Raw genomic sequence first — 20,581 nt, 5'->3', positions numbered from 1 at the left:
CCTAAAAACCTTTTTGATATAATATTGAAGGTGAATATTGCCAAAACTAATTAGTTTTATAAGAAAAGTAAATAAGAATGGAGGCGGTTACATTCGGATGATGTACACAAATAATTATGTGATCGTAGCGATTTTCCTAGGATTAGGCGTTTTGTTGCCTGTTGTGGCCTTAACGATTGGGAAGTGGCTGAGACCGAGTAAGCCCGTCGAAGAGAAGTACACGACTTATGAGAGTGGAAATGAGCCTGTGGGTGAAGGGCAAATTCGTTTTAACATTCGGTATTATCTGTTTGCTTTGATGTTTGTTATTTTTGATGTAGAGACCGTGTTCCTTTATCCATGGGCTGTGGCGTATAACCAGCTTGGACTTTTTGCTTTAGTGGAAATGTGTATTTTTGTTGCCTTGCTTGCCATAGGATTAATATACGCTTGGAAAAAGAAGGTGCTGCAATGGACTTCAGTTTAGAGTCGATATCTCCCGAGGAACGGGAAGAATTAAACCGCAACGTATTTATGACGACGCTGGAGCAAGTGAAAGCTTGGGCTCGCAGCAATTCCCTTTGGCCGCTGACCTTTGGTCTAGCGTGCTGCGCCATTGAAATGATGGGCACAGGTGGCTCACATTATGATTTAGACCGTTTCGGAGTCATCTTCCGTACGTCTCCCCGACAATCTGACGTCATGATTGTAGCAGGGACGGTAACGAAGAAAATGGCTCCTTTGTTGCGCCGTCTTTATGAGCAGATGCCTGAGCCTAAATGGGTTATCGCTATGGGTTCATGTGCAACTGCTGGTGGTCCATACGTAAAATCGTATTCGGTTGTAAAAGGTGTCGATCAGGTGGTACCAGTCGATGTGTACATTCCAGGGTGTCCTCCTAATCCGGCGGCACTTATCTACGGGATCAATAAGCTTCAGGAGAAAATCCGTTATGAAGCGAAGACTGGGAAGCAGGTGACTAACCGATGAGTGAGGAGAAGAAGCCGGAAGGGAAGGAAGGACTAACACCTGAGAATCCCGAAGTGAAATCGGAGCTAGCCCAAGTTGAAGCTGAGGTCCAAGAAGGAGAAAGCAAGGTTGTCGGTGCTGCCAATGGCGCTGAAGCTTCAAAAACAACGCCTGAGGTGCCTGTCGCTAACGAGGAGGCATCGCAGGAGCCCACTCCTACAGCAGCTACGGATGCAGCAGCTGAGCGTGCTGCGGCCCGTGCCGCGCGGCAGGCTGCGCGAGCGGCAGCAACGCCGACTGGCGAGCCCGCGTCGGCTGAAACCCCATCGGTGACGCCTGCGGACGCCACCGATGACGATAAGGCGGCCAAAGCCCAGGCCGCCGCTGAAGCCCGCGCAGCGAGAGCTAGCGCACGCGCAGCCAAGCCCGATTCGGCCGAGCCTGCTGCGCCGAAGGAGCCCTCTCCAAACCAGCCATTGCTGGATCGGCTGGTGGAGATTTTGAAATCCGACGTAGGCGAAGACGCTGTCGTCGAGGCTTTCATCAATGAGAAGGACGCGCATCGTCCTTACGTTATTATTCACAGCAGCCGCTGGCCGGAGGCCGCGGTGATAATGAAGAATCACGAGGAGTTGCGCTGCGATTATTTGCGTAATCTCTCCGGTGTCGATCAGGAAACGCATCTGGAGGTGGCTTACCACCTGCTTTCCCTCACACATAACAGAGAATACTGTGTAAAGGTGAAAACCGATCGCGAGCAATCGATCATTCCATCGGTTGCCTCTGTATGGCCAACGGCTGATTGGAATGAGAGGGAAGCGTACGATTTATTAGGTATCAATTTTCCAGGACACCCTAATTTACAAAGAATTATGATGCCTGACGATTGGGTCGGTCATCCACTACGCAAAGATTACGAACCGCTCGACCCGGAGGTGTAGCACTTGTTACGGACAGAAGAGCTGTTATTGAACGTTGGCCCTCAGCATCCTAGCACACATGGGGTTTTCCGTGTGATCGTAAAGCTGGATGGAGAAATCATTCGTGAAGCGATTCCGGTGATGGGCTATCTACATAGAGGAACTGAAAAATTGGCTGAGAACCTCAGCTATACGCAAATTATTCCGTATACAGATCGAATGGATTACGTATCGGCGATGACAACGAACTACGTGCTCGTTCATGCCGTAGAAAAAATGATGCAGCTAGAGGTGCCCGAACGAGCGGAATTCCTCCGCTTGATCGTGATGGAGCTGCAGCGCGTTGCTTCCCATATGGTTTGGTGGGGAACCTATCTGTTGGATATCGGTGCCATGAGTCCATTCCTTTACGCTTTCCGCGATCGGGAAATCATTATTGACTTGTTCAATGAACTTTGCGGTGCTCGGCTGACCTATAACTATATGCGTGTAGGCGGAGTCAAATGGGACGCTCCAGAAGGCTGGATCGATAAAGTAAGAAAATTCATTCCGTATATGTATGATAAGTTGGAAGAGTATCACACCTTAGTGACGGGCAATGAAATTTTCCTTTCACGGATTAAAGGTGTGGGTAAATATGACGCCGATACAGCAATTGCCTACGGCTTAAGTGGAGCAAACCTGAGATGTACCGGCGTGAATTGGGACATTCGCAAAACGCAGCCCTATAGCCTGTACAGCCGTTTTGAATTCGATGTACCTGTAAGAACCGGTGGTGACTGTTATGATCGCTACATTCTTCGTATGGAAGAAGTGAAGCAATCGCTTCGTATTCTAGAGCAAGCGGTTGAGCAGTTTCCTGGTGAAGGCGAAACTATGGGCAAAGTGCCTAGGGTCATTCGTCCAGCTGAAGGAGAAGTGTATGCGGCCATTGAATCCCCTCGCGGCGAAATCGGTTGCTATATTATTTCCCGAGGCAAGCAAGAGCCTTACCGGTTGAAGTTCCGCAGACCTTCTTTCGTTAATCTACAAATATTGCCCAAGCTGCTCGTCGGTGAAACGATGACGAATTTGATTACTATTTTGGGCGGGATCGACATTGTCGTTGGGGAGGTGGATGCCTAATGATGAATTTATTGGAGGAGAGTCTAAGCTGGACGAACTTCTTCATCTTCCTATTCTGGGGCATCGTGATGCTCATGCTCGTATTAGGCTTCGTAACCTATGCAATCTACTTCGAGCGTAAGGTAATTGGTTGGATGCAGCTGCGTATTGGGCCTAATCGTACAGGACCATTTGGACTCCTTCAGAGCGTTGCGGACGTGTTTAAATTGTTGATTAAAGAAGATACAATTCCCAAAAAAGCAGAGCGAGAACTTTTTATTTTGGCACCGATCATTACCTTCATTCCGTCGTTCACGATTATTGCGACGATTCCCTTTTCAGATAAATTGTTTAACGCGAACTTGAACGTGGGCCTTCTCTTTTACGTAGCCTTAACGGGGATATCCACCATTGGTATTATTTTAGGTGGGTGGGCGTCCAATAATAAGTACGCGTTGCTCGGGGGCATGCGCTCTGCTGCCCAAATGATTAGTTATGAAGTCCCGCTTGTCATTTCCGTTATTGGCGTCATTATGATGACAGGCAGTTTGAACTTGCATAACATTGTTGATCACCAATCAGGCGGCTTCTGGCACTGGAATTTCATTCCACAAATTCTCGGTTTTGTAATTTTCGTTATTGCTGGCGTTTCCGAGCTGAATCGTACGCCTTTCGATTTGCCAGAAGCAGAATCAGAGCTTGTTGCAGGTTATCACGTGGAGTACAGCGGATTCCGCTTCGCTTTTTTCATGTTGTCGGAGTATGTGTATGTATTTGTGATTGCTTCGCTAACAAGCCTAATCTTTCTAGGTGGATGGCATGCGCCATTCGCATTCCTTGATTTCATTCCAGGTATCATCTGGTTCCTGCTTAAATTCTCATTTATCGTATTTTTCTTGTTCTGGCTGCGTGCAACGCTGCCACGAGTACGAATCGATCAACTGATGGGCTTCGGTTGGAAGGTACTGCTCCCACTAGCGCTCGTCAATATGCTGCTCACCGCGATTATTATGAGCTTTACAGCATAATTTCGTAAGCAGCAGCCGATTGGAAAGCCAAGTGTGTTGGTGTATAAGGCTGAGAGAATGCTCAGGAACATAGATTTTTGAAGCATATTTTGCTTAAGTTGCACGTTAAGGAGAAGGAGGGATAAACCGATGAAGGGCATAATGAAAGGCTTAGGCGTAACGTTAAAAAGCATGACCCAGAAAAAAGTGACTTACGCGTACCCTGACGTCCCGCTTAAAATGCCGGATCGCTTTCGTGGTATTCAATATTTTGATCCAGAGAAATGTATTGTTTGTAATCAATGCGCACGGATTTGTCCGACAGAGTGTATTACTTTAACAGGCAAAGCGAACCCGGATCCTGAAAAAAAGGGAAAGGTTATCGATACGTATGACATTAATTTCGAAATTTGCATCCTATGTGATCTTTGCACTGAGGTTTGTCCGACAGAAGCGATCGTCATGACGAATAATTTTGAGCTGAGTACGTACAGTCGGGACGATTTGTTCAAAAACATGCAATGGCTCAATGAAAACAATACGAACATTCGCCAAGAGAACAATTCGGCTATGCCGAAGGGGGGCGCTAAAAAGGATGTTTAGCGGTATTGGTGACTTTTTATCGAGCGGATCAAGCTGGGCGTTCTTCATCTTCGCTCTGCTAGCTATCGGCGGCGCTATATTTATGATTTCTTTCACCAAGGTCGTTCATATGGTCGTTTCTGTTGCCTTGACGTTTATTAGTTTAGCGGGACTCTATATTATTCTGGAAGCTGAGTTTGTTGCTTTCGTACAAGTGTTAATTTACGCAGGTGCCATCTCTATCCTCATGATTTTCGGGATCATGATGACCAAGCACAGACAAGGGGAGGAAACGGAGCCTAGACGTCCATGGCATGAAGGTTTAGCGATCTTAGGTTCTTTGGGATTGTTCGGTGTTTTATTTTATGCGATTCAGAAGACGAACTTCGTTGCCACAAAAACATTCGATGCGGGTAAAGATAACACATTGGAAATAGGGAAGCTGCTTTATAACGAGCATGTTATTCCTTTTGAAATTATGTCCGTCCTGCTGACGGTAGCTTTCATTGGTGCTATTGTCATCGCGAAGAGAGAGGAGGATTAGAGCTGTGGGCACAATTGTTACTCCTTATCTCACGCTGGCGGCAATCCTATTCTGTATTGGCTTGTATGGCGCGTTAACGAAGAAAAATGGGGTTATCGTCCTTCTGTCGATCGAGCTGATGCTCAATGCGGTCAATTTGAATTTGATCGCTTTCTCGAAGCTAGGTGACCATCCAGCGCTAACGGGTCAAATTTTCTCCCTCTTTAATATTACGATAGCTGCTGCTGAGGCAGCTGTAGGAATTGCGATTCTAATCACAATATATCGGAATAAAGGAACATCGGACGTCAATGAAATGGATTCTATGAAGCGCTAGGAGGCTGAGAAGGACATGGTATCGGACTATTCGCAATACGCATGGCTCATTCCGTTGTTTCCGCTGCTTGCTTTTCTAGCGCTTACGGCTATGGGACGTCAATTAAAGGATTTTGGTATTTACCTTAGTATTTTCGCGATGTTGGCTTCATTTATTGTTGCCCTGTTGATATTCGTGGAAAGACTGGGCGGAAAAGTCGAGGATTATACTTGGGATAAGCTACATTGGCTCCAAATCGGTGACTTCACTTTGAACATGGGCTTTGAGGTCAATAATCTCAATGCTTTAATGCTCGTTATTGTGACGCTGGTCAGTTTGCTTGTCAATATTTACTCAAAAGGCTACATGAAGGGTGACGAGCGCATCCATGTGTTTTTTAGCTATATTGCGCTGTTTTCTTTCTCAATGTTAGGCCTTGTTATTTCAGAAAATATGTTGGAACTCTATATTTTTTGGGAACTTGTGGGGGTTTGTTCCTTCTTACTAGTTGGATTTTGGTACTTTAAGCCAGAGGCAAAAGCTGCGGCTAAGAAAGCGTTTATCGTCACCCGAATCGGCGACGTTGGTCTTTTCATTGGGATTCTTCTGCTATTTTGGTATATGCCGGGGCACGCACTGGATTTTAGTTCGATCCATAATGCTTTTTCATCTGGTAAAATCGATCCCACCATCGTCACATGGATTGCGATTCTGATCTTCATTGGAGCGATCGGCAAGTCCGGTCAGTTTCCGCTCCACACATGGCTGCCAGACGCAATGGAGGGTCCTACGCCAATAAGTGCGCTTATCCATGCTGCAACAATGGTGGCAGCAGGGGTCTACTTGGTATCGCGTACCTTCGATATTTTCCAAGCATCCCCAGATGCCTTGCTTGTTGTTGCTTATGTAGGGGGATTTACCGCAATTTTCGCTGCAACCATTGGTATTGCACAGAACGATATCAAGCGAATCTTGGCATTCTCTACGGTAAGTCAGCTCGGTTATATGATGATGGCGCTGGGCATTGGCGTTTCTTTTGCCTCCGGGATGTTCCATTTGTTTACACATGCGTTCTTCAAAGCACTTCTCTTCTTGGGTGCGGGCAGCGTAATTCACGCGGTACATACGCAGGACATTAACGAAATGGGCGGGCTGTCCCGCAAAATGAAAATTACGACATGGACGTTCGCAATTGGCACACTGGCGTTAGCTGGTATTTTTCCATTCGCAGGCTTCTGGTCAAAAGATTTAATTCTAACAGAGGCGTACGAACATAATCAGCTTCTATTCTGGGTTGGAGTCATTGCTGCGTTTTTCACAGCGTTCTACATGTCCCGTTTGTTCTTCCTAGTGTTCATGGGAACTCCAAGAGGAAAGGCCACGGCTGCTGTTGATCATGATAACCATGGTGATCATGCACATGCCAAGCAGGAACCGCATGAATCTCCAGCATCTATGACGGCTCCATTAATCATTTTGGCCGTATTGGCGGTTGTTGCAGGCTTCGTAAATACACCGCTAAATGAATGGCTCAGCCATTGGTTAACTGGGGAGAATCATGCATCTTCCGCGAACTGGACCGTTATTATTTTATCTACCCTTGCGGGCTTGCTCGGTATCGGTTTGGGCTACCTCATGTATCTGAAACGCTCCATACCGCGTGATGTCATTTCGGGCAAAGTGCCTTGGCTGTATACACTGTTAAACCGCAAGTATTTCATCGATGAGATTTATGACGGCATTATTGTTAAGCCGCTACGAGGTATAGGTTTCATTCTTGAATTCATTGATGTGTATATCATCGACGGTTTGGTGCGTTTGGTTGCTTTCACAGTAGTAAGTCTAGGACGTTTAGGCTCCCGCCTCCAAAACGGCCAAATGCAAGCCTATGGAGTTATTATGATACTAGGCATGCTGATTCTGGCACTCGCCATTGCGGGAAGGAGATTCATCCATGCTGAATAACCTACCGATCTTAAGTCTTATTGCCTTTTCACCTTTGCTTGGTGTTCTGATCTTACTCTTCGTTCGTGGCGAAAGGGGAAATTTGGTCAAAACCATTGGTATCGCCACGACGCTGATCCCCTTGATTTTGGCGGCTTGGTTGTATGTGGATTACAACTATCAAGGAGATCCGCTGCAGTACAAGGAACAACTTAGTTGGATCAAAGTGCCTCTAAATCACGAGGGTATTCAGCAGTTGACCTCCTATTTCTTTGAATTTAAATATTCACTGGCCGTGGACGGCCTTTCGTTGCCGCTTGTCTTTCTGACGGCGCTTGTGTCTACGATGGCTGCACTGGCCTCGGTTTATATTAAAAAACGATGGAAAACGTTCTATATTCTGTTTCTTCTGCTTGAGACGGGGATGTTCGGTGTTTTCATGTCACAGGACCTTTTTCTCTTCTTCCTGTTCTTCGAGATTACGCTCATTCCAATGTTCTTCCTCATTGGCATTTGGGGATACATGAACCGTGAGCAAGCGGCTAATCGCTTCCTGATTTATAATGGACTTGGGTCAGCTATTATGCTCATTGCTTTCTTGATTTTGGTTAGTACGGCAGGGTTCAGCCAAGTGCAATCGCAAACGGAAGCTATTGTCTATTACAGCGGAGACATTCATACGATTGCGCATAATTTGCTTCAGAATCCCAGTGCTTATGTGAATCAGGAAGGAACGCCGTTCTTTATGAGCGGAACGATGAGATGGACGGTATTTATTATGCTGCTAGTTGCTTTTGGCATCAAGCTACCGATTTTCCCGTTCCATACATGGATGCTTAAAGTGCATACAGAAGCTCCTCCTTCTGTAGTCATGATTCATTCGGGTATTTTGCTGAAAATGGGGGCTTACGGCCTCATTCGATTCGGTATTTTGTTCTTCCCGGCGGAAGCCAAGCAATGGGCTTGGATGCTGGCGCTGCTTGGCGTCATCAATATTGTGTACGGCGCGATTCTCGCTATCGTACAGAAGGATTTCAAGCTGGTGCTGGCCTATTCTAGTATCAGTCATATGGGCATCGTCCTATTAGGACTTGCGGCTTTTAACATAACTGGCTTACAAGGGGCAGTGTTCCAGCTCATTTCGCATGGACTTATTTCTGCGCTGATGTTCTTGCTCGTCGGTATTATCTTCGAACGTACCGAGACGACCATATTGGATCGGCTGGGAGGTCTTGCTACCGCAGTACCTTTCATCAGCGGAATCCTACTTATCGCTGGTATGGCATCACTCGGATTACCAGGTTTATCAGGGTTCATAAGTGAGTTCTTAGCGTTTCTTGGGCTCTTCGAAACGCACAAGGTGTATGCGATTGTTGGCACGCTCGGGATTATATTAGCAGCAGTCTACGTGCTTCGAGGGGTGTTGAATATTACTTTCGGACCGCTGGATCAGCGTTTACAAGCGCAGGGTATGCGCGACGCAAGGTTAATTGAAGCGATACCGATGATTACCTTGGTAGCCTTTATTCTCTTGCTGGGCATATTCCCAAGCGTTCTAAGTCAGCCGCTGCAACAAACGATAGGCAGCTTTGATCAATTGATCCAAAGCGTAGCCGGGAAGATAGGAGGTTAGTCCGGTGGAACAGCTTCGACTCCATGTCGCCGATTTATCGCATCTGCTCCCTGAGCTCTCGCTGATCGCCACCGCGATCATCCTCTCGCTATTGGATTTGATTATGCCAGAGAAAGTTAGCCGCTCCATCATTGGATGGCTCACTCTAATCGGCATTGTTGTTTCTGGGGTATTTGTACTTTTGCAGTTGAATCCGACTGAGGCCATTCAACTGCTCAACCATAGCTATCGGATAGATGATTTCTCTAACCTCCTGAAGCTATTCGTACTGACGGGGACAGGTTTTGTTGTTCTGATGAGTCTGGGTTTCGTCAAAAAAATAGACATTCCACATATCGGCGAGTATTACTACTTTTTGCTTCCAGCTGCATTAGGCGGGATGATTATGTCTTCTTCCGGAGATTTAATTACGCTGTATGTTGGGCTCGAGCTACTTAGTATTACATCCTACTTGCTCGTGGCGATGAAGAAAAACAATCATCAGTCCAACGAAGGTGCATTCAAGTACTTAGTGATGGGTGGGATATCATCTGCGATCATTTTGTATGGGATGTCATTTCTATACGGGATGGCCGGATCGACAAATTTATCGCAAATTGGTGCGGCCTTGCCGTCACTCATTCCATCCTATGAAGCTCTGATTTACGTGTCTTTCTTCTTGCTGCTGGCAGGTTTCGGTTTCAAGATTGCCGCTGCCCCGTTCCACAGCTGGGCACCTGATGTGTATCAAGGTGCTCCAACACCGATTGCGGCCTTCTTAGCGGTTGTATCCAAGGCGGCAGGCTTCGCCATCTTGTTTCGTGTGTTTTATGCCCTGTTTGGGTTCAGCAGATTTGAGGGAAGCGCGATCCAATCTGATGTATTTCTAGCTATATCGGTGATGGCGGCTATTGCCATGGTAGCGGGTAATTTCATTGCGTTGAAACAAACAAACATGAAGAGGCTCCTTGCTTATTCAGGAGTAGCCAACGCCGGTTATTTGCTGGTACCGATAGGGACTTATTTCTCAGGTACGCATTATAGTAACTTCTCTGAATTTATTTTCTATCTGATTGCTTACTTGTTCATGAATATGGGAGCATTCGCCGTCTTAATGATTATAGAGCAAGCGGAAGGGCATACGGAGTTGAAAGGTTTCGGTGGCTTATACTACCGAGCACCGTTAACAGCTGTAGCCATGGTGTTGATTGTGCTCTCATTAGCCGGTATTCCTGTATCGGGTGGATTCTTCGGGAAGTTCTACATCATCTTAGGAACGATGCAGACGCATCAGTATTGGCTCGGTGCCCTAATGATCGCCACCAGCGTCGTCTCTTTGTACTATTACTTCGGTGTTGTTCGCCAAATGTTCATGCGCAGTGATTATGAACCTTCGGAGGTTAAAGTTTCTGTACCCCTTGGCATCACCGTCTGGTTGTGTGCCTTAATCGGGTTGGCGTTGGGTTTTGTTCCCCAGGTCGTACTGAAAGGGATTGAATCGATCTTCAGCTTGACGAAAGATTTTCTGATTATGTAAAGGACCTTCTAAAAGAGTCTTTTTCCACGTAAAAAGTGGGAGAAGGCTCTTTTTACGTCTAATCCAGAAAATACATAATAAAAATATCGCTTAGATCTGAACTTTTTGCGACGAAAAACCGTTAAAGGTATCATGAAGACTGCGAATGTGGTATAGATAGATAATGTGTAGAAGACTATTATAAATAAGAAAGCCTGTGATTTCATGAAACTGACTCAACACCTTCTACTTATTGCAATAATGATGTTGGTTATAGAGCTTGCAGGGATCCTACCAAAAGCAGATGCGGCCTATCCGCTATCGACAGACCCAATGAGGGTGAAACAAGCCTATTTGGATATGATTCATATGAATGAGGCTTGGGCGGCAACAGGAGATACGAAGAACTCAATTGTTGTAGCTGTTGTAGATACGGGCGTTGATCTTTCGCATCCTGACCTAATAGGCAACTTTGTGGAAGGTATGAACCTCTTCCAGCAGGGGAATAAGCCTAATGATGATAACGGACATGGAACTAACGTAGCTGGTATCATCGCAGCCACGCTTAATAACGATAAAGGGATTGCAGGCATTGCGCCAAACGCCAAAATCATGCCTATAAAAGCGCTGGAGGCTGATGGTACAGGTGGTGAAGCGAAGCTTGGCGAAGGGATACGATACGCAGTTGATCACGGTGCGAAGATTGTCGTGCTTTCGCTCGGACTGAACAAATACTCTGATTATTTAGCGGATATTGTACAGTATGCGGAAGATCGTAATGTGCTGTTAGTAGCTGCAGTCGGCAACGAAGGCACCAGTGTCAAATACCCAGCGGCGTATCCGACGGTACTCGCTGTTGGCGGAGTTACGGCAGATAAACACGCAGATGCCCACTCCAATTTCGGACCCGAGCTAGATATTGTGGCTCCATGGGACGTCTACACGACAGCGCTTGGGGGTGGCTACCAATACCAGGACGGCAGCTCGATGGCTGCCCCGCAAGTAGCCGCCGCAGCCGCGCTCGTCTGGGGGAAATATCCAGGGCTTCGGGCTTACGAAGTTCGGGATTTACTCGAACAATCCGCGGAAGATCTAGACACACAAGGTTGGGATGATCATACGGGTTATGGCATGCTGCGCGTCGATCAAGCGCTCACACAGTCTTACAGCGAGGATCGCTTCGAGCCGAATAATCGTCAGGACCAAGCAACCATGCTTCCTGTTCACGCATCCATTCAAGCGACGTTAAGCTCTGCGCAAGATCAAGACTGGTTTGCAATTGATGCGCCATACGATGGCTCCATCGAGCTGACGCTTCGCAGTGGCGACGGTACAGCTATCCGTGCAAGTATTGATTCTGGAGAGGTTTTTACCACTAACAGTGGAGATGCCGCTAACCAATCGTTTACGTTCCAAGTAACTAAAGGGCGCACCTATGTTCAGCTTCAGACGGTTGATCGTGCGCGCAAAACTTCGTTGAGCTATTCCTTGCGTACTGATTTCCGTATCTATCAGGATCCGTTTGAGAATAACGATAAGCAGTACAAAGCGTTCGTTCTTCCTCCCCGGAGTCAGACAATACGCGGAACTTTTCACAAAAAGGGTGATTTGGATTGGTTTGCTCTCCCCCTTGAGAAGTCAGGTACGATGCGCGTGAAGGTATCTGTCGATACCGGTCGGATTGACCCGGCGATTTTCTTCCAGAAGGAAGGGGAAAAGGGATTTATCATTGATCAGGCCGGCGATGGGGCAATAGAGATTAGCTCTCAGATGGAGTTATTACCCGGCCAATACTATATTCGTGTAAGTAACATCAAGGACTATTCGGAACCGATCACGGGGGAGTATACGCTGGAGATTGAGTATACGCCGAAGCTAATTGATCCGAATGAACCTAATGATAAACCCTACCAAGCAACTTTTGCTGCTATGCTTTCGGAATACGAGGGCCTATTTGACAAAGACGATGATGTGGATTGGTTCGAATTCCGTATGGGTAAGGATGGTCTTGCTCAAATCAGTTTGACGAATATCCCCAAAACGCGCCTTGTTTATGCTACCTTGTACGACAGTTCTTTAAAAGAGCAGGGCACATACAAAAGCGAATACGGAAAGGAAACCCTATTCTTACATAAGGTTCTGGATCAAGGCACCTATTATATTAAACTGCAAGCGAACAAAGCGTTATTAAGCCAGATGTACCGGTTAAAAGTAGCGGGATATCCGCTAATAAGCGGATTTATCGATATCGATGGCCACTGGGCAGTGGATGCGATAACCAAGCTTACCCAACAAGAGGTGATTAGCGGCTACGGTAATTACCGATTTGCTCCCAATCAACCCATTACCCGTGCAGAGGCGGCCACCGTCTTGGCGCGAGCTTTGAGACTGACGAAGCAGAAAAAACTACTTTTCAATGACCTGAGCGCTTCGCACTGGGCATACGATTATATAGCCAAAGCCGTGCAGGCTGATCTTGTAGATGGCTACCCGGATGGAACTTTTGGACCGGACCGGACGTTGACGCGGATGGAAATGACACAGATGCTTGCTCGCAGTATGAATATGACCGGGAAAAGAAGGGGCAATTCTCCATTTAGTGATGTTAGTGAATCCTATTGGGGTGTTGGCATACTCAAGCAAATGTCGGCTGACGGCTGGATTGGCGGGTATCCGGATGGTACGTTTCATCCAGATGCGCAAGCATCCCGTGCTGAATTCGCAACAATGCTGGCGAAAGTTCTAAATCGGTAATGCGGAAGGGAGTCGCGCATGGCAGATACAGATAAATGGAGTGAGGCGGCAAAATACGCCTCACTTATGAATGTGGTCGATATTGCTGTTTATATAGTGTGTATAGGCCTCTCTTGGTGGGCGTTGCAGTCGTTTCGCTTTGATGTCTTACTCAGAAGGCCTAAAGGTGCTCAAGCGATTATGCTGCAGATTTTGCTGTCCATTGGCTTAGGTCATCTCGTTGCCAGCTTTTTTATTCAATATCTTGGTTTCTCCATGGGCTTCAGTAAATTATTTTAACAGCAAAGCAAACATTTACACATAATGAAGCTTTTTTAGGTGAATAGCCTATTTGTAGGGCTCGAAAAGCAAATATTTTCGAATAATGAGCAGTTTTCTTGTCAACAATGGATAATAGAACGGATCGAAAAGAGAAACCTCATCCGAACTCTATGGATGGCAGTTAGAATGCCAAAAGAACACAGTTGTCCATTATAGGGTGAAATGATAAACTTAGGAAATGTGAAATGTGTTATAAACACTGCGTAAATTCAAAATAAGTTCGCGGAGGGACCATGATGAGCAAAATTATCGTCCGCGGTGGCCGAAAGTTAGCTGGCAATGTGAAAATCAACGGAGCGAAAAATGCGGTTCTACCGATTATTGCGGCTTCCATTCTGGGGTCGGAAGGTGAAAGCGTCATCCATGATGCGCCTCCCCTTGACGATGTACTAGTCATTAATAAAGTTTTACAAAGTTTAGGAATCGAAGTGGAGTACAATCAACAGGTCATTCGAGTTCGCGCTCAGCAAATCACTACCTGCGAAGCTTCTTATGATCTTGTCCGCAAAATGAGAGCTTCTTTCCTCGTGATGGGCCCACTCTTAGCAAGATTAGGTCAAGCGAGAATTTCCCTTCCAGGCGGTTGTGCCATCGGTACAAGACCTATCGATCAGCATCTCAAAGGCTTCGAAGCTATGGGTGCTGAAATAGAACTGGGGCAAGGTTACATTGAAGCGAAAATTAAAGGTCGTCTCAAAGGCGCCAAAATTTATTTGGATGTAGCCAGTGTAGGCGCAACCGAAAATATTATGATGGCGGCAACGCTTGCAGAAGGCACAACGGTTATTGAAAATGCAGCGAAAGAGCCAGAGATTGTCGATTTGGCTAATTACTTAAATGCCATGGGTGCTGTCATTCGCGGCGCGGGAACAGGCGTTATTCGTATAGAAGGCGTCGAAAAACTTCGCGGAGTCGTACATACGGTCATACCCGATCGGGTTGAAGCGGGTACATATATGATTGCTGCGGCCATTACGGGAAGCGAATTATATATGGAAGGTGCAATCGGAGACCACCTTCGTCCTGTAATATCCAAAATGCAAGAGATGGGTGTTGTTATCACCGAAGATGAAAATGGCATACGCGTCAGCGCTTCCGGTCCTCTTCGTGCAGTAGATGTGAAAACATTGCCTTACCCAGGCTTCCCGACCGATATGCAGTCTCAGATGATGGCACTGCTTATGGTAGCGGACGGCACGAGTCTCGTTACGGAGACTGTGTTCGAAAATCGCTTCATGCACGTGGAACAATTCGCGAACATGAATGCACAGATCAAAGTCGATGGTCGCACAGCCATCGTTAGCGGTAATGCTAAGCTGCAGGGCGCAAAAGTATGTGCTACCGACCTGCGTGCAGGGGCTGCCCTTATTCTAGCGGCGCTAGTAGCCGACGGTGAGACCGAGATATCCGGGGTTCATCACATTGATCGCGGATATGTCGATATTACCGATGTGCTTCGTGATCTGGGAGCGGATATTCAAAGAATAGTGCCGCAAGAAGTGAATCAAGAAATCGAGCAAGAAGCTATCGATATGGGCTTTTTTAATATTCAGCCAACACTTGCTTAAAAGATGTAACGTGTTCGACAAACCGGAGCTGGTTCCTAAGGGAACCAGCTTCTTCTTGTTCTATTCTAGTATTTTGTCTCATAAGCTAAGGTGAATAACCATTTAATTTATATAAACTACTTACTAGCGAACGCGCTTATGGAGGCACTAGACGATGCACAAGAAGAGACGTGTTTGGAATCATAGGGTCATCCTTTGGATGGCTGTTTGCTTGTCCACTATGCTGTGTGTCACTATCATTGTACCCGGATTACTAGTCAAAAAGATTCCATACGGAATCTCTGATCCTTCTGGCGGCACGAAGGAACTGCCTGTTCAGCCCACAGAGCAAGGTTTTATGGTTCCTGTGTACCTGTCCAAGAAGGATGTAATTGAAACCGTCCCCCTTGAGCAATATGTAAAAGGCGTGCTTGCCGCCGAAATGCCCATCGACTTCGAGCTCGAGGCCTTGAAGGCGCAGGCCATGGCTGCGCGTACCTACGTGGTGCGTAGGGCGCTGGAGCAGGATTATAGCAATATGCCAGTCCGTGACGCATTGGTGACAGATACGACTGCGCATCAAGCCTATCTTAACGAACAAGAGCTAAGGGAGAAGTGGGACAAGCGTGTATACGAGACGAACATGGCCAAGATCAGCAAGGCAGTAAACGAAACAAAGGATGAGATTCTTACTTATCAGCATCAGCCGATTAATGCTACTTTTTTCTCTACGAGCAATGGATATACAGAGAACTCAGAGGATTATTGGCCTTTCAAAATCCCCTATTTGCGCAGTGTGCCAAGTCCGTGGGATGTGAAGCTTTCTCCTCGATATGAGGAAACAATCGAACTTAGCTATACAAGTGTGCTGCAGAAGCTAGGCGTGGCCAATATTGCGACAATAAGCACAAGCTCGAAGGGAATGAAAGTACTAGAGTGGTCCACAGGTCATCGCATCAAAAGTATGACGATTGGCGGGAAAACCTTTTCCGGTCGTGAAGTAAGAGAGAAACTAGGGCTAGCCTCCTCTCAATTTATATGGAAGTGGAAGGGATCGCAGCAGATTGTGTTTACCACCTACGGATATGGACATGGTGTAGGCCTCAGCCAGTGGGGAGCCAATGGTATGGCTAAGGAAGGCAAGCGCGCAGAAGAAATTGTAACCTACTATTACACGGGTGTCTCTATCGAAAAAGCTACCCCTTATATCAACAAAACTTAGACATTTACCGTTTCTATAAAAATATGTTTCTTCAAGTATAAAACCTTTAAATGTGTCAAGAATGGTTGATGAGGTGATAACCATGAATGATCAAAACAAAGGTTTTCAGAAAGAAGAAGCTCCTAAAACTGCGCAAGGAGCACAAGGCGTAACATCTCCATGGAAGAGGTTGCTTGCTAAAAAATGGGTGTTCCCAGCGACGTATATGGCAGCAGCGGCAATTATCTTAACCTTAATGTGGGTGTACCAGGACACCGGGAAGAAAATAGTCAGCCAAGATGAACTGGGGATTAAGGTTAGCAGCAATGAAAAAGGTACAGACTCATCCAAAGCACCGGACAACTCGATGGCGGTATCCGCTCATGCCGAAACCATGCAATGGCCTGTGAAAGACAAGACCCAAGTTACCGTTTCGATCCCCTTCTATGACACCAGCGCAACGAATGAAGTGAAGCAGGCGGCTATGATTCAATACAACGATCAATTAACGCCTCACACTGCCGTTGATCTAAAAACGAAGGATGGTGCTGCTTTTGATGTACTGGCTGCGTTGAGTGGTAAAGTGACTGCCGTCGATCAAAGCCCGGTCGTGGGCAGTCTCGTTGAAATTACGCACACCAACGGACTGGTAACGGTCTATCAAAGCTTGGCTGACGTGAAAGTCATCAAAGGCGCTGACGTAAAAAAAGGTGATGTCATTGCCAAAGCCGGACGCAACGATTTTGAAAAAGAAGATGGTGTTCACCTGCACTTCGAAGTCCGTCAGGGTATTGATGGCGCAGCGGTAAATCCAGAGACGATTTTGAACGAAAAACAGCAATAAGCCTTAAATAGGGGGGAGCAGCGGGTTTATCCTGCTGCTTTTTTGCATTTTTTAGAAAATAAATGTGAGAAATGAGCTGCTAAGGCTTGGCTACGTAGAATATCTAGTCATGCCCCTCATATACTTTACCAAACTATCTCGAGTAGGGAGGCGAGGGGAGTGCACGATTACATCAAAGAGCGAACCATTAAGATTGGTACCTGTATCGTCGAGACCAAGAACACGGTTCGCACTATTGCTAAGGAATTTGGCGTTTCCAAAAGCACGGTGCATAAGGATCTAACAGAACGGCTGCCGGAAATAAACCCGGACCTGGCCAATCAGGTGAAGCACATTCTGGAGTATCACAAATCCATTAGGCATCTCAGGGGAGGAGAAGCAACGAAAATCAAGTACCGTAAAACTCGAAACCCGAAGCCTTCCGATAACCTAGTCACCGTCAAGTCTTGACGGTTCCAACATCCGTGAAACCTTCCTGTTAATGGTTTTGTCGAAATTTCACAAAAAAAGAGGAATTCATGCATTTATAGCGAATTTAGCTTATAATTAGAACTATATACAAGAGCGCCGATTCTTCACGGGATGGACGGTTGGTTTAGGGAGGATTAACTTGAAATGTTAAGCAAGGATATTGGAATAGATCTTGGCACGGCAAATGTGCTAATCCATGTGAAAGGCCGCGGCGTCGTGCTTGATGAGCCTTCTGTAGTTGCCATTGAAAGCGATACGAAGCGGGTGCTTGCCGTAGGCGAGGAAGCTTTCCGGATGGTCGGTAGAACGCCGGGCAACATTATAGCGATTCGTCCTTTAAGAGACGGGGTTATCGCAGACTTTGATATTACGGAAATGATGTTGAAGCATTTTATTGCTAAGGTGGGGGGCAAGAATTGGTATTCTCATCCGAGAATTCTGATTTGTGCTCCTACCAACATCACCTCGGTCGAGCAGAAAGCGATACGTGAAGCGGCTGAACGCAGCGGTGCTCGAGAGGTATTCATGGAAGAAGAGCCGAAGGCAGCGGCAATTGGCGCCGGTATGGACATCTTCCAGCCTTACGGCAATATGGTTGTAGATATCGGTGGAGGAACGACGGATGTAGCTGTGTTATCCATGGGTGACATCGTCACCTCCTCCTCTATTAAGATTGCAGGCGATAAGTTCGATACAGCAATCACTAAATTTATTAAAAATAAGTACAAGCTGCTTATCGGTGAACGGACCAGCGAAGATATTAAGCTTAAAATCGGAACGGTATATCCACACGGAAGAGATGAAGAGATGGATATTCGCGGAAGAGATATGGTCTCTGGTCTGCCTCTGACGATTACGATTCACTCAAGCGAAGTGCAAGAAGCACTGTGGGATCCGGTTTCTTCGATCGTTACCGCAGCGAAAAGTGTATTGGAGCGCACGCCTCCGGAGCTTTCAGCGGATATTATTGACAGAGGTGTTATTCTGACAGGCGGCGGGGCTTTGTTGCATGGCCTAGATCAGCTTCTTGCAGACGAGCTTAAAGTACCTGTGTTAATTGCAGAAGACCCAATGTCCTGCGTCGTTAAAGGGACAGGTATTATGCTCGACAACTTAGATAAAGTAACTAAACGGAAATTTGTTTAACAGATAGGAACACTACCTAAGAGGTGAAAACATGCTAAGAGGACTGTATACCGCGGCATCAGGAATGATCTCCGAGCAGCGTAGACACGATACGATCACGAATAATATTGCCAACATTAACTCGCCAGGTTTTAAACAGGGGAATGCCCTTTCCCGTTCGTTTCCGGAGATGCTCATATCCACGATTCGCGGTGGACAAGGTGCCTCAACAGCTCCGCTTGGAAAGTTAAATACAGGTGTTTTCTCTGAGGAGAATATTTCACTTCATGCACAGGGTGATCTGCAGGAAACACAGAATCCATTTGATTTTGCGCTTGTTTCCAACATTCAACTTCCGGGCATGACGTTCGATGCAGCAGGCAAGTATGTGAACGCAGATGGTGAGCGGACATTCCAACCGCAAGCTTTGTTCACGGTACTCAATGCGGATGGCGAGCAGAGATATTCCCTGAACGGGAAATTTACTGTTGATACTACGGGACAACTAGTCAACTCAAATGGTAATCCTGTGGTTGGTCGTGATGGACAACCTATTCGACTTATAGATGGAACGGGCCAGCCCATTCATACGTTCAAGGTAACAGATAAAGGTGAATTCCTGGGTAATAATGGGTTTCCCCTAACCAATGCTGCAGGTGGACCGATTGGTCTTATGCTCTCACGTGCAGAGAATCCGAACTTATTGTTGCGTGAAGGGAATGGCTTGTACCGGATTAATCCAGGTGATGAGGCTACGGTAACACAGGTCGCAGCGGGTGATCAGGTTGAGGTTCGCCAAGGGTTCGTGGAGAGATCTAATGTAAACACTTCACAATCGATGGTTGACATGATGTCGGCGTTGCGCGCCTATGAAGCCAACCAGAAAGTTATTCAATCTTATGATAAAAGTATGGAGAAAGCCGCTAACGAAGTAGGACGCGTCTAATCTAGCTTGCGAAGGAGCCAGCCATGAACAATTCCATGATTAACTCATCGGTATCCATGCAAAGCTTACAACAAAAGCTGGATATTCTATCGAACAATATCGCGAATGTAAACACGAACGGATTTAAGAAGAAGGAAGCTTCTTTTGAAGACGTTTTGACCAATGTGAAGGGTCAGCCGGAAGGCTTCCGTCAGCAAGGAAGATTCTCACCGCTAGGCTTTAACCAAGGATGGGGCTCTAGGCTCGTACAGATCCAAACGAATCTATCGCAAGGACCTATTCAGTCGACTGGCAACCCAACGGACTTTGCGATTCAGGGTGACGGGCTGTTTGAAGTGTCTGTTAGTAAGCTTGACGCTAACGGAAATCAAGTATTTCAGCCTGCTTGGACGCGCAACGGTGCGTTTAATCTAAGTCTAGGAGCGAATGGGAACACGGTGCTAACGACTAAAGAAGGTCACTTCGTAACAGGCTCAGATGGCAATCCAATTCGCATCCCGAATGGTTACCGTCCTGTCGTTGAACCGGATGGCTCCGTTAAAGGATACAGTCAACAAGATCCAAGTGCTACCCCTCTGAATTTGGGTGAAATTAAGCTAGTCCGCGTTGTGCGTCCGCAGCTTCTTCATGACGTTGGAGATAATCTGTACGGTTTGCCAGCTGGAATAACAGCTGAAGAGCAGGCCAACATTTTGCAAACGGTGAATGGTACTGAAGAAAACCCAGCAGAACGTGTCACGTTGATGCAAGGCTATCTGGAGCAATCCAACGTTAAGTTATCGGATGAAATGACAGACCTGGTCATGGTGCAGCGAGTTCTTCAGCTCAACTCCCGAGCCATTACATCTGCAGATCAGATGATGAACGTAGCGAACAATTTGCGTTCCTGATAGAGGAAAA

21 protein-coding genes are annotated in these 20,581 nt (G+C 46.6%); 20 read left to right on the top strand and 1 reads right to left on the bottom strand.

What is annotated here, in order from left to right:
- Window positions 1-100: 100 nt before the first annotated feature.
- Window positions 101-466, top strand: a complete 366-nt coding sequence (locus tag GK047_RS23145) for an NADH-quinone oxidoreductase subunit A (protein WP_163952286.1) — start codon at window positions 101-103, stop codon at window positions 464-466.
- Window positions 451-969 (top strand): NuoB/complex I 20 kDa subunit family protein, encoded by a 519-nt coding sequence (locus GK047_RS23140; RefSeq protein WP_163952210.1) that lies wholly within the window; start codon window positions 451-453, stop codon window positions 967-969. Before GK047_RS23145 ends, GK047_RS23140 begins: the two co-directional genes overlap by 16 nt.
- Here the strand turns inward: GK047_RS23140 and GK047_RS30220 are convergent.
- Window positions 959-1,492, bottom strand: a complete 534-nt coding sequence (locus tag GK047_RS30220; protein ID WP_275901703.1) for a hypothetical protein — start codon at window positions 1,490-1,492, stop codon at window positions 959-961. The genes GK047_RS23140 and GK047_RS30220 overlap by 11 nt on opposite strands.
- Here GK047_RS30220 and GK047_RS29845 point away from each other — a divergent pair.
- From GK047_RS29845 to GK047_RS23050, 18 genes are all read left to right on the top strand, one after another.
- A complete protein-coding gene (locus GK047_RS29845; RefSeq protein ID WP_275901702.1) occupies window positions 1,449-1,889 on the top strand; it encodes an NADH-quinone oxidoreductase subunit C in 441 nt (146 codons plus the stop codon). The two genes, GK047_RS30220 and GK047_RS29845, sit on opposite strands and share 44 nt — an antisense overlap.
- Before the next feature lie 3 nt (window positions 1,890-1,892).
- Entirely contained in the window at window positions 1,893-2,993 is a 1,101-nt protein-coding gene (locus GK047_RS23130; RefSeq protein ID WP_163952206.1) for an NADH-quinone oxidoreductase subunit D, read from the top strand.
- Window positions 2,993-4,000: an NADH-quinone oxidoreductase subunit NuoH gene (nuoH, locus tag GK047_RS23125; protein ID WP_163952204.1), complete on the top strand. Its 1,008-nt coding sequence runs from the start codon at window positions 2,993-2,995 to the stop codon at window positions 3,998-4,000. The genes GK047_RS23130 and nuoH overlap by 1 nt, the downstream gene beginning before the upstream one ends.
- A 129-nt stretch (window positions 4,001-4,129) precedes the next feature.
- Window positions 4,130-4,582 (top strand): NADH-quinone oxidoreductase subunit NuoI, encoded by a 453-nt coding sequence (gene nuoI, locus GK047_RS23120; RefSeq protein WP_163952202.1) that lies wholly within the window; start codon window positions 4,130-4,132, stop codon window positions 4,580-4,582.
- The gene (locus tag GK047_RS23115; RefSeq protein WP_163952200.1) at window positions 4,575-5,105 is read left to right on the top strand and encodes an NADH-quinone oxidoreductase subunit J; all 531 of its coding nucleotides are present in this window, start codon (window positions 4,575-4,577) and stop codon (window positions 5,103-5,105) included. The genes nuoI and GK047_RS23115 overlap by 8 nt, the downstream gene beginning before the upstream one ends.
- Window positions 5,106-5,109: 4 nt before the next feature.
- On the top strand, window positions 5,110-5,421 hold the full coding sequence (nuoK, locus tag GK047_RS23110; RefSeq protein ID WP_163952198.1) for an NADH-quinone oxidoreductase subunit NuoK: 312 nt from the start codon (window positions 5,110-5,112) through the stop codon (window positions 5,419-5,421).
- 15 nt (window positions 5,422-5,436) lie between these two features.
- Window positions 5,437-7,365 (top strand): NADH-quinone oxidoreductase subunit L, encoded by a 1,929-nt coding sequence (nuoL, locus tag GK047_RS23105; protein ID WP_163952196.1) that lies wholly within the window; start codon window positions 5,437-5,439, stop codon window positions 7,363-7,365.
- Window positions 7,355-8,977, top strand: a complete 1,623-nt coding sequence (locus GK047_RS23100) for a complex I subunit 4 family protein (RefSeq protein ID WP_163952195.1) — start codon at window positions 7,355-7,357, stop codon at window positions 8,975-8,977. The genes nuoL and GK047_RS23100 overlap by 11 nt, the downstream gene beginning before the upstream one ends.
- A gap of 4 nt (window positions 8,978-8,981) precedes the next feature.
- Window positions 8,982-10,493 (top strand): NADH-quinone oxidoreductase subunit NuoN, encoded by a 1,512-nt coding sequence (locus GK047_RS23095; protein ID WP_163952193.1) that lies wholly within the window; start codon window positions 8,982-8,984, stop codon window positions 10,491-10,493.
- Between the two features lie 204 nt (window positions 10,494-10,697).
- Window positions 10,698-13,226 carry a S8 family serine peptidase gene (locus tag GK047_RS23090; RefSeq protein WP_240344126.1) on the top strand — a complete coding sequence of 843 codons (2,529 nt, stop codon included), beginning with the start codon at window positions 10,698-10,700 and terminating at the stop codon, window positions 13,224-13,226.
- Window positions 13,227-13,244: 18 nt separating this feature from the next.
- A complete protein-coding gene (locus tag GK047_RS23085) occupies window positions 13,245-13,505 on the top strand; it encodes a DUF1146 domain-containing protein (protein WP_240344125.1) in 261 nt (86 codons plus the stop codon).
- Between the two features lie 278 nt (window positions 13,506-13,783).
- Window positions 13,784-15,115, top strand: a complete 1,332-nt coding sequence (murA, locus tag GK047_RS23080) for a UDP-N-acetylglucosamine 1-carboxyvinyltransferase (RefSeq protein ID WP_163952281.1) — start codon at window positions 13,784-13,786, stop codon at window positions 15,113-15,115.
- Window positions 15,116-15,269: 154 nt separating this feature from the next.
- Complete coding sequence (spoIID, locus tag GK047_RS23075; RefSeq protein WP_163952191.1) at window positions 15,270-16,316, top strand: stage II sporulation protein D; 1,047 nt, start codon at window positions 15,270-15,272, stop codon at window positions 16,314-16,316.
- Between the two features lie 82 nt (window positions 16,317-16,398).
- Window positions 16,399-17,139, top strand: a complete 741-nt coding sequence (locus GK047_RS23070) for a M23 family metallopeptidase (RefSeq protein ID WP_163952189.1) — start codon at window positions 16,399-16,401, stop codon at window positions 17,137-17,139.
- Between the two features lie 159 nt (window positions 17,140-17,298).
- Complete coding sequence (gene spoIIID, locus GK047_RS23065) at window positions 17,299-17,589, top strand: sporulation transcriptional regulator SpoIIID (RefSeq protein ID WP_163952187.1); 291 nt, start codon at window positions 17,299-17,301, stop codon at window positions 17,587-17,589.
- A 165-nt stretch (window positions 17,590-17,754) separates the two neighbouring features.
- A complete protein-coding gene (mreB, locus tag GK047_RS23060; protein ID WP_163952185.1) occupies window positions 17,755-18,756 on the top strand; it encodes a rod shape-determining protein in 1,002 nt (333 codons plus the stop codon).
- A gap of 31 nt (window positions 18,757-18,787) precedes the next feature.
- Complete coding sequence (locus tag GK047_RS23055; RefSeq protein ID WP_163952183.1) at window positions 18,788-19,681, top strand: flagellar hook-basal body protein; 894 nt, start codon at window positions 18,788-18,790, stop codon at window positions 19,679-19,681.
- Between the two features lie 23 nt (window positions 19,682-19,704).
- Window positions 19,705-20,571, top strand: coding sequence for a flagellar hook-basal body protein (locus GK047_RS23050; protein WP_163952181.1), 867 nt, complete (start codon window positions 19,705-19,707; stop codon window positions 20,569-20,571).
- Window positions 20,572-20,581 lie beyond the last annotated feature (10 nt).

The organism is Paenibacillus sp. SYP-B3998, from assembly GCF_010820665.1.
Lineage (GTDB): Bacteria > Bacillota > Bacilli > Paenibacillales > NBRC-103111 > Paenibacillus_E.
Note: the sequence above shows the minus strand (reverse complement) of the source record. Positions and strands in the feature narration are given on the sequence as shown.